Genomic DNA, 11,378 nt, shown 5'->3' with positions numbered 1-11,378 from the left:
TACTCTCTATGATACTAAAACTGAAGCAGTCAGTTTCTTAATAGGACGGATTAACGAACCACTAAAAAAGGACTGGCAATTAACTGGGTAACCAAGGCTAATTAACGGCGCGATGGTTTTTAATATAGCGCTGTAGTCATCTAAATTTTTCTGATTAACGGATAAACAAGTAACAGGCTTAACTTGCTGATTATTTTTTAGAATACGCTCAATCCATGTGCTTAAGGATTTGCCTGCGCCCATTTCTATGAAGACGGTTTCACCTGCTTTGGCCATGCTGTTTATTAAACGAGGAAAATCAACGGGCTCTGTTAAACATTTACTAATACTGACTGCAATTGCTTTTTCGGTGTGAGGCACAGGTAAATAACAAGAACTTGAATACAACTGAGTTGATATTTTATGTTTAACCGGTAATGAATAGAGATTTTTCATATTCTCATATTCGCTTTTAGCCAAATCACAATGAATGATATTAGGGACATTTAAAGCAATGGCACGTACTTTCAGTTGTTCAGCTAATTTAAGACATTGTGCAGGATCACCTGCAATCACAAGACTGTCATCCGTATTAACAATGGTAATATAAACACGTGGGAATAACGTAATAAGGGATTTAACCTGCTCGACGCTTGCCTTAAGATGATAAGACTCCCAGAGTAGTTTGTTGTTAGCCGTACTATCACTAACATTACCAATGTCATGATCATTATCTTTAGCAGAAATAGGAGCTGCAACTCCCCAGGCACTTTTCAAACGCTTTAATGAACCTGAAAGTTGTTCAGCAAAAATATGACTGGCACGTAATCTTTGGCTCATTTCCTGAGGGTTTGCCCAACAATCAAGCGCAGCAAACATACTTACCTCCCCCATGCTATAACCTGCAGCACAGGTTGCCTTTACTTGTAATTGTTGTTGCCATATCGTGGTGAGTAAACAAGCGTAACTGACACCTGCTTCTGCGATATTAGCGAGTTCAGAACGCAATAATTTTTCAAGCTCAATCGATTTACTATAATCAGGCTTACTTAATAAACGTGGCGTGATTAATTGATCTTGCAGACTAAAAGCTAAATCATCGCTGATCTTTAATAATGCTTGATAGGCTTCAGGAAACAAACGTAATAAGTCTTTTCCCATATTGACATATAACGCACCAACGCCTGGATAAACAAAACTCAGCGGTTGCTTGTTTTCAGCTCGACGAATAAGCTGACCACTGAAATAACTACCCGCTGGTGTTTTCCATGGTTTATTACTGTCTAGTGAACTTGGGATACCAGATAGCGCTAACTGCAGTTGTTGTTTTAATGTTGAAAATGAACAAGCTAACAGCACGACACAGTAACTGTCAGCATAATCATCTGATTCAATTTCACTGGTTTCTGAAGGTGATCGATGTTGATATAAATGCTGGGAATATTGACGCGCTGCAAATTGTTTAAATCGCGCTAATTTTTCATGTTCATTATACTGCTTTGAAGACTGACCTTCGTTCGTCTTTTCATATAACAGATCTTCAGAGAGTAGATCATCAGATAACAGCACTTCATTTAATTTGTCGATTAACTGTTCAATGCTTTGAGCACTAAAAATAACTGGCTTCATAGCTTGTTGTGCGAGAAAACCATTATTAATGGGTTGTTTAGATGAAGTACTTTCAGCACTGACACTTTGTTTTAAAGCATTATGACTTTTTGAAAGCAATATTAATTGATGTGATGAGTCTTCAAGGTGACTCATCGCCATATAACGTTTAGTCGTCTTTTCAGATAACACGCTTTTAGATAATTGGTTTTTAAATGGCTTGGCTTTAGAAAATAAATAACTAGTCGAATCCGCTAAGCAATAAAAGCCAGATGCTTTCCAACGTGCATTGATTAATGCATTATCTTCTTCGATTAAACTTTGTTTAGAGCCTAAACGATAATACTGATCTAAACACAAGATAGATGAAACTAAAGAGATCATTGCACTAAAATCACCTGACGTGTTTTCAATACAATCAACGTTGGTGAGTAATGTTGGTTTTGATTTTTCATCGAGTACAGTAACGCTTTGTTCATTAACTACTTTATTAGCTTCTTTATCATTGGACGCATTAACACTTTCATAAGCAAGTAAGCATTGGTGACGATGTTCTTCACTTGCTTTAGCCTGTTGATGACTTCCTGATTGAGTACCTGATGCTTGAGTAGCTAAAGGTGACGTTGTTAATAACGATTCAATTTGCTCCGGGTGTAACTGATTGTCAGTTATAAAAGCTTGAATATGGTCAGAGATAACATTTGATTTGTTAGCAATAACACGAGATGAAGCGGCATTAATTTCTGCATAAACATGGCATAAACTCAGCTGCTGAAGAAATTGAGCTCGTTCTTCAACTTTCGTTACCAATGGTTCAATCATTCTGACATCTGTTAGTAACGATTTAGCACACACTAAAACAGCAGCAACACCATCCCGTTGTAATTGATTAAGAGATAAGATAACAACAGCACGTTTATTATTTTCACTTCGCTGATAGGCCGTTAATAAAGCATCATTCAATGACAGTGCATTAGCCGTATTAGCAAAGCCAACCTCGATCCTATTGATAATATCATTTGAAGGTGCGTTTAATAAAATAAGTTCAACGTCTGAAGCGGCTAAGTGATTGGTATTTAATAAACGTTCAAGCAGTAAATTAGCATCATCAATAACAAGTCCAAGATCATCTTGCTTTATAAGTGCGATCGGCTTATTGCTATAAAGATGGTAATCGAATGCATCAATCCCTTTGACTGATGCAAAACTTACTTCCAAACCAATCACTGCTAGCATGGTTAAGCGCTAGCCTTAAATAACTCACTTAAACTTGCACTGCATGTGACTTCTGCAGCAGTTATTTTGCTGATGATGTTATTATTTTGATCAATCAATAACAGGTCAGCAAATACACTTTGTCCGGTTGTTTTAATGATATTGAGTTTTATAAAGAAAAATTCGTCCACTTTTACTTCACGAAACACCTGCCAAGCAGCAGTACTGGTAGGTAAACTACCTGATCCCATCTGCTTACTTGTCCATACCAACATCGCTTGATAAACCAAGTCATTGGCAAAAACATTGGTTTCTTCAAGTAAAAACTCACCCTTAGCTTGAGTAACTGATTTATCAATAACACATTCCAGTAATAAGCCTGAATCATCTAATTGATGAATATGTTTAATACCTTGTAGGCTCGGACCATGAAATAAACTGCCATCAACGTATAATGATGCTGCTTGTGAAGATTGCTTTTTAACAAGTTTAGGCAAAATACCTTGATACGCTAATGGTGTATTTTCAACTAATGGTTTAGCAAGATTGACCGTGCTTTTATAATGGAAAACAGGTTTACCTTGTTTATTTTCACTCCCCACCGTCACTTCAATACTTAACGTATTGTCAGAGTCTTTGATATTTTTGCTGTTAAGCACTTTATGATCGAGGATCTTAGTATCAATAACATATTCGCCAGCCTGTGTGCCGTCAAAAACAATACCTTTAAACAGTTTAAAGTCTTCAATACCTTGATACTGATATTCTGGATATAAGCTCTCACAGGTTGATTTCAACCAAGCAATAGCACAAACCGTTGGTAAAACTTGCTGGCCATCGATTTTATGATCTGCTAACAAAACATTATCTAAATGATTAAAGGTTTTAATCTGCTGATGACTTGATTTATCAACTACGTTCTCATGTTCAGCGCTTTGATCAACAAGGTTATGATCGACAAGGTTGTGTTCGACAGAACTTTCGCTGTCAGTACCTGACATATCCGTTCCTACAACAATCTGCACGCAACGATTATGTTTAGCCGCTAATTCACTGACTAATAAGCTTGCACCAGATTGTACAGGAATAATGTAAACACCACGTTCATCAAACATACGTTTAAGTTCCGGTGTTACCATGCCACCATCCCAAGGACCCCAATTAAAACTTAATACCTGTGATGCTGGGTATAACGCCTTAAATCGGTAAGCTGCTTTATTAAGAATTTCATTGGCAATGGCATAATCTGACTGACCAGGATTGCCATAAAAACCCGCAGCAGATGAAAATAACACCAGATGCTTAAGATTATCTAACTCACAACAAGCGAGTAAGGCATTCAATCCTTCGATTTTAGTATTATAAACTTGGTCAAATTCCGCTAATGTTTTTTGCTCAATGAATTTATCAGCTAACACCCCTGCACCATGTATAACACCAGTAATTGGCCCCCATAAATCACAAATAGGATTAATAGCCTGTTGAAGCTTTTCTTTGTCACATACATCCGCAGAAACGTATTCAGCAATACCACCTAATGTTTCAATTGCTTGTAATGTTTGTGTGATCTCTCGATTAGCTAATACAGGGCCAATCATCTGTTTAATTAATTTAGGGCTTGGCTTTTCACCACTATTCATTAAGTGTTGCATTGCTGCTTTCTTTAAGTCACCTTCAGTGGCGCTACTTAGTGACCAATCATCTTCTTGCGCTTGATAATGAGAACGACCTAATAAAATAAATTTACATTGATACTGTTTAGCAATTTCGATAACACAATGCGCTGTCACCCCTTTTGCGCCGCCACTAACCAGAAAAACGGCATCTTGGTCTAATTGATGTCCACTTTCTAATTGATAACTATCGGTTTCTTTTGCGACTAAAGATAAGCGCCCTTCAGTATTGAAACCTACTTCAACTGGTAAACGTTGCTTATCATTTAATTCACCAACAACAATTTTCGCCACTTTATTAGCATTGTATTTAGTAGGAATATCTACAATACGGCAAAACACATTATCCCATTCATGGGTTAACGTTTTTACTAATCCAGATAAGCCACCTTGTACAAGATCTGCTTTTTTATCAATATTTTGAGTAGCAAAATCTCCACCTTGACGTGTTAACACTAAAAATGATGAACGGTCACCATTATTTTTTTCATTAGCATTTTGATTAAGCTTAGTGAGCTTAGCCAATAAGAAAGCCAACTGTAAGCCTTTCTTATGGCAACTCTCAAAGGTAATACCTTCTACAGCCGTTTTAGGATGTAGATAAATAACTGACTGCCATTGTACTTGCGTTTGTAATACCTGGTTTAATGTTTGCTCTGTTAACTCAGATAAAGTCACTTGTAAAATTGATTCATTAAACACTTTAGTGATTTTACTTTTTATCCAACTCGGCGTTAATACTGTAACAATCCAACCCAATGTTGATAATTCATTCGCTGTAACCACACCACTATCTAAACCATCGTTAACTAATAGCAGATGTTTATTTTCAACACTTGAGTTAATACACTCAAGTGCAGCAAGCTTTTTTATTTCCACCGTTGCACTTGGTGCAGGTTCTAACACAATCGACTTTTCTGGCATTGGCTTAGAAGGTGTTTGTTCGTTCGCAACATTCAATGAAGCATGAGAATTCACTATTGGACCGGTTTGCACTGATTGCATATAACAAATGATTTCATCCAAAGTACGCATTTGTGATAGCTGTTCAGCGTCTAACTCTGGTAAGTCGGTGATTTCATCTTGCACCGCCCCTAGGATCTCAACACGTTTAATAGAGTCGATACCTAAGTCCGCCTCCATATCCATGCTCAATTCCAACATTTCTGTTGGGTAACCTGTTTTATCAGCGACTACCGATAACATGGTCTTTTCAATCACGTTAATGTCGATTACTTGAGTATCGACAACATGATTCGAACTTGTAGTTAATGACGAAGAAGTCATAGCCTCATCAGGAATAATAGAGTTCGATGTTGAAGAGCCCATCACTGAATTCATATAAGTAACAATTTCAGCTAAGGTACGCATTTGTGATAACTGCTCAGCATCTAACTCGGGTAAGTCAGTAATTTCATCTTGCACCGCCCCTAGTATCTCAACACGTTTGATAGAGTCAATGCCAAGATCCGCTTCCATATCCATGCTCAATTCCAACATTTCTGTTGGGTAACCTGTCTTATCAGCTACAACCGATAACATGGTCTTTTCAATCACGTTAATGTCGATTGGTTGTGCATCGAGAGACGACGTTGAACTAGCAACTGGTGATGCTGTGTTGGTTTTAGCATAATTAGCAGAACCAGATGCAACAGAGCCCATCACTGAATTCATATAAGTGACGATTTCAGCTAAGGTACGCATTTGTGACAATTGTTCAGCATCTAACTCTGGTAAGTCTGCAATTTCATCTTGCACCGCCCCTAGGATCTCAACACGTTTAATAGAGTCGATACCTAAGTCCGCTTCCATATCCATGCTCAATTCTAACATTTCTGTTGGGTAACCTGTTTTATCAGCTACCACCGATAACATGGTGCTTTCAATCACGTTAATGTCGATTGGTTGTACATCGATAGGCGATGTTGAACTAGCAACTGGTGATGCTGTGTTGGTTTTAGCATAATTAGTAGAACCAGACACAACAGTTCCCATCACTGAGTTCATATAAGTGACGATTTCAGTTAAGGTACGCATTTGTGACAATTGTTCAGCATCTAATTCTGGTAAGTCTGCAATTTCATCTTGCACCGCCCCTAGGATCTCAACACGTTTAATAGAGTCGATACCTAAGTCCGCTTCCATATCCATGCTTAGTTCTAGCATTTCTGTTGGGTAACCTGTTTTATCAGCTACAACCGATAACATGATCTTTTCAATCACGTTAATGTCGATTGCTTGTGCATCGATAGATGCACTTGAACTTGTAACTGATGATGCTGTGTTGGTTTTAGCATAATTAACAGAACCAGACACAACAGTTCCCATCACAGAGTTCATATAAGTGACAATTTCAGCCAAAGTACGCATTTGTGACAATTGCTCAGCATCTAACTCGGGTAAGTCAGTGATTTCATCTTGCACCGCCCCTAGAATCTCAACACGTTTGATAGAGTCGATACCTAAATCCGCTTCCATATCCATGCTCAATTCCAACATTTCTGTTGGGTAACCTGTTTTATCAGCTACAATCGATAACATGGTCTTTTCAATAACATTAATGTCGATTGCTTGTGCATCGAGAGACGACGTTGAACTAGCAACTGGTGATGCAGCGTTAGCAGAATCAGACACAACAGATCCCATCACTGAATTCATATAAGTGACAATTTCAGCTAAGGTGCGCATTTGTGATAATTGCTCAGCATCTAACTCGGGTAAGTCGGCTATTTCATCTTGTACTGCACCTAGAATTTCAACACGTTTGATAGAGTCGATACCTAAATCCGCTTCCATATCCATGCTCAATTCCAACATTTCTGTTGGGTAACCTGTTTTATCAGCCACTACCGATAGCATAGTGCTTTCAATAACGTTAATGTCGATTGCTTGTACATCGATAGGCGACGTTGAGCTAACAATTGGTGATGCAGCGTTAGTAGAACCAGACACAACAGATCTCATCACTGAATTCATATAAGTGACGATTTCAGCCAAAGTACGCATTTGCGACAACTGCTCGGCATCTAACTCGGGTAAGTTTGCAATGTCATCTTGTACCGCCCCTAGAATTTCAACACGTTTAATAGAGTCGATACCTAGATCCGCTTCCATATCCATGCTCAGTTCTAACATTTCTGTTGGATAGCCTGTTTTATCAGCGACTACCGATAACATTTTGCTTTCAATAGCTTGAGTTAAATCGATTTCTTTGCCACTTAATGACACCACTTCATCGTTAATTTTATTAATTGGCTCAATATCAATTGAGGGTTTGGCTTGAACTGATTGGATGGTCTGATGTGTAGCTTGCAATTGCTGTTGTAAATTTAAGGTATTAACAGGCGCAGTTTGTGGTGTACTTTTTGAAGTAACTTGCTGAGCCGTATTTAATTTTTCGGTGACATTCGAAGGTGCTTTATTTGCAACCACATTATTCGAAGCGACATCACTCGTACTAAGCTCATTGCGCTGAGTATTTGATACCGTATTCAACATTTGCTGCATATTGTCAGTTTGATTATTCAGATACGTTTCATGTACACGCAACGTTTCCGTTTGGAAATCATGGTACATCGCTAACGTTCTATCTAATCCTTCTGGTAATGTTTGTTGACCCGCTTGTGCCGCTAATACACTTTTAAAAGTATCAGCATATTGATTTGGCCCTTCTAAATAAGCTTGGTGTACTGCTAGTAATTCAGATTGATGCTTAACAAACTGATCGACACTATTTTCTATAGTAGAAGCTAATTGCTGATTGTTATTAGCAGCTGCGCTTCCTTTAATAGATGAAGCTTGAATAGATGAACCTTGAGTTGACGATGGTTGATTTACTAATTGCTGACCTTGAGCATCAACATAAACGATTTTCTCAACTACTTTTTCAACGACCTTTTCAACAATAACTTCTTTAATGACTTCTTTTACTATTGGTGTAGTTGGTTGTGTATTAGAGATTTTCCAGTTATCAGTTAAACCATCTTCAAATACTTTTTTAGTTTTAGGGCTAACGTAAGAAGCGCCTGACAATTTCATTGCTAAAGGTGATTTTTTAGGCGCAACTGTTGGACGAGCAATCGCAGAGTATGGGTCAATATTATCCATTTCCACACCTAACACAGCCAATTGAATAGCGGCTTGTCGTAACTGTACATCAGCACTTTGTTTGGCATTGCCATTAATTGCAATGGTAAACACGTCTGCTTTATCTTCTAAAATATTATCGACCAATCGAGTTAGCACATTTTTAGGACCAAACTCTACAAAAATGCGGCCACCAGCATCGTATAAGTTATTAATTTCTTTACTAAATTGTACTGACTGTAAAATATGCTCTTTTAGTGATGCTTTAATCGTCGCTTGATCGTCACTGTGTGCTTCACCTGTCGCATTGGCATAAACAGCAACCTTAGGCTTGTTAAACGTGACCGAATCAATTGCTTTAGCAAATGGTTGTTGAGCATGTGCAACCAAGGGTGTGTGGAATGCAGCAGAAACCGGTAATGCTATGACCTTAAAACCATTGTCAGTTAACTGTGCAGTCGCTGTCGCTATTGCTTCGCTGCTACCCGCGATCACGGCTTGATTACTCGCATTATAGTTGGCAATACTGACATCTTTAATCGTTGAAATTTGCAGTTCAATGTCAGCGACATTACCAATGACCGCCGCCATGGTCCCAGCATCAAAATCACTGTCTTCAGGTGACGACATTGCTTGACCACGTGCCATCGCTAATGCCATGTAATCGGTTTCTGAAATAACCTCTGCTGCCCATAATGCGGTTAATTCACCAAAGCTATGACCGGCCATGAAATCAGCTTTAAAACCTGCTTGCTTAAAAGTATTGAATAAACCAACAGAGAAACTACCAATAGCCGGTTGCGCATATTGGGTTAAGCGCAAATCGAGTTCTTGCTGAGATCTTTTTTCCGCGTCAAACACTGGAATAGGATAAACAATATTAGATAGGTTTTGTTGCCCTGCTAGATGGAATTGTTGATCAATTGAAACCTGACTGGCCATCATGCTTGGGAAATGACAAACTAATTCTCGTCCCATATTGAGATATTGTGAACCTTGCCCTGAGAATAAAGCCACGACTTTGCCCGCTGTTTTTAAACCCTGTTCACGATAGTAAATACCCGTTGGCGTTGACCACTCTTTACTCAGTTCAGTATTTAATTGTTTAAGAATTTGTTCGAGCATTTGTTTAGCTTGTGTTGCATTGTTTGCTACAAAGCCACAGCGAGCATGATCTTCTTTGATTTTGTTAACTGAATAAGAAACAACTAACTGATTAAACGCATAAGGTTGCAGTTCAACATCAACATTGATTGCCTTTAATTCAGCATCAATGAGGTTAATTAAATCAGCTTTACTCTTCGCAGCGATTAAAAATGACTGTGCAACGTCGTTTAAACGATAAGCGCCCTGTTGAGTTGGTGCGTATTCTTCCAACACTAAATGGAAGTTAGTACCACCAAAACCAAATGAACTAATGCCTGCTTGACGTTTTATACCATCAGCACGAGGCATCCAAGGGCGTGTTTCAGAATTGATATACAAAGGCGTATTTTCAATGTCTAGGTTTTCATTAGGTTTATCAACGTTAATCGTCGCAGGTAGCACTTTATGGTGTAATGCCAATGCAGCTTTGATTAAACCAGCTGTCCCTGCCGCGGCTTTAGTATGGCCAACTTGTGATTTAACAGAGCCTAATGCAACATGCTGTTTTTGATCATTATTCTCGCTAAATAGTAATTCTAATCCTCTGAACTCAGCAGCATCACCCGCTTTAGTGCCTGTGCCATGTGCTTCGATTAACCCACACGTTTTTGGGTCAAAACCAGCATCTTGATAAGCACGTTTTAAGGCTTTTAATTGTCCTTCTGGGCGTGGTGCATAAATAGATTTAAATTTACCATCAGAGGAACTACCAATACCTTTAATCACTGAGTAAATACGGTCGCCATCACGTTCAGCATCTTCTAAACGTTTTAATGCAATCATTCCCACGCCTTCACCGATCATCATCCCATTTGATTTGTCATCAAAAGGACGAATACAATCGCCATCAGTAAATGCAGGGGTTTTAGAGAATGACATGTACATGAAAGGCGAGTTATCACAACAGATTCCGCCTGATAACATCATATCTGAACGATATTCTAACAGATCTGACACCGCCATTTTAATCGCCGCTAAAGAACCTGCGCACGCCGCATCAACAACACAGTTAGTGCCACCCAAATTAAAACGATTAGCAATACGCCCTGCAATGACATTCCCTAACATGCCAGGGAATGAATTCTCTTCCCACGGGATATAAGCACTTTTAAATTTATCAACAATGATGTTGGTATCTTCAGCATTTAAGCCAGAGGCTTTTAATACTTTTTCTAATACAGGGCCTTGCAAGCGAGACATTAGTTGTCCGCCTTGCTTTTGACCGCCGCCAACACCTAATGTAATGCCCATTCTATCGCGGTCAAAGCTACTTTCTTCACTGACACCCGCATCTGCTAATACATCACGCGCAACCACTAATGCCATTAACTGCGTAATATCGGTTAATTCTAATATGTTCGGCGGTAAGCCAAACTCCATTGGGTCAAAGTCAATTTCAGGTAAAAAGCCACCACGTTTACAGTAACTTTTGTCCGCTGCTTTTTTATCAGCTGAATAATAGTCATCGATCGCCCAACGGTCTTCAGGCACATCTTGAATGCCATTAACAGAGTTAACGATGGTGTCCCAAAATTGTCCAAGGTTTTTACTCTCTGCAAAAACCGAAGCCATACCAACAATTGCAATCGGCGTTTCTTGTAAGCGAGAATTAATACGCTTATCTGACGCTGTGTTGGTGGTTTGCTTTTTTGACATTATTTTCTCCAATGG

2 protein-coding genes are annotated in these 11,378 nt (G+C 38.8%); both read right to left on the bottom strand.

The features are described from left to right. Positions 1-6: 6 nt before the first annotated feature. Positions 7-2,823, bottom strand: coding sequence for a PfaB family protein (locus Q0794_RS02980; RefSeq protein WP_298940028.1), 2,817 nt, complete (start codon positions 2,821-2,823; stop codon positions 7-9). 2 nt (positions 2,824-2,825) lie between these two features. Continuing rightward, positions 2,826-11,363 carry a type I polyketide synthase gene (locus Q0794_RS02975; protein WP_298940027.1) on the bottom strand — a complete coding sequence of 2,846 codons (8,538 nt, stop codon included), beginning with the start codon at positions 11,361-11,363 and terminating at the stop codon, positions 2,826-2,828. Positions 11,364-11,378: the final 15 nt, after the last annotated feature.

The sequence above is a fragment of the uncultured Psychromonas sp. genome (assembly GCF_947489755.1).
GTDB lineage: Bacteria > Pseudomonadota > Gammaproteobacteria > Enterobacterales > Psychromonadaceae > Psychromonas.
This window is presented reverse-complemented; position numbering and strand designations above follow the sequence as displayed.

What these genes read in the sequence shown, in the direction of transcription:
- Q0794_RS02980 (WP_298940028.1), bottom strand. Translation starts at nt 2,823, where the DNA reads ATGCTAGCAGTGATTGGTTTGGAAGTAAGTTTTGCATCAGTCAAAGGG.
- Q0794_RS02975 (WP_298940027.1), bottom strand. Translation starts at nt 11,363, where the DNA reads ATGTCAAAAAAGCAAACCACCAACACAGCGTCAGATAAGCGTATTAAT.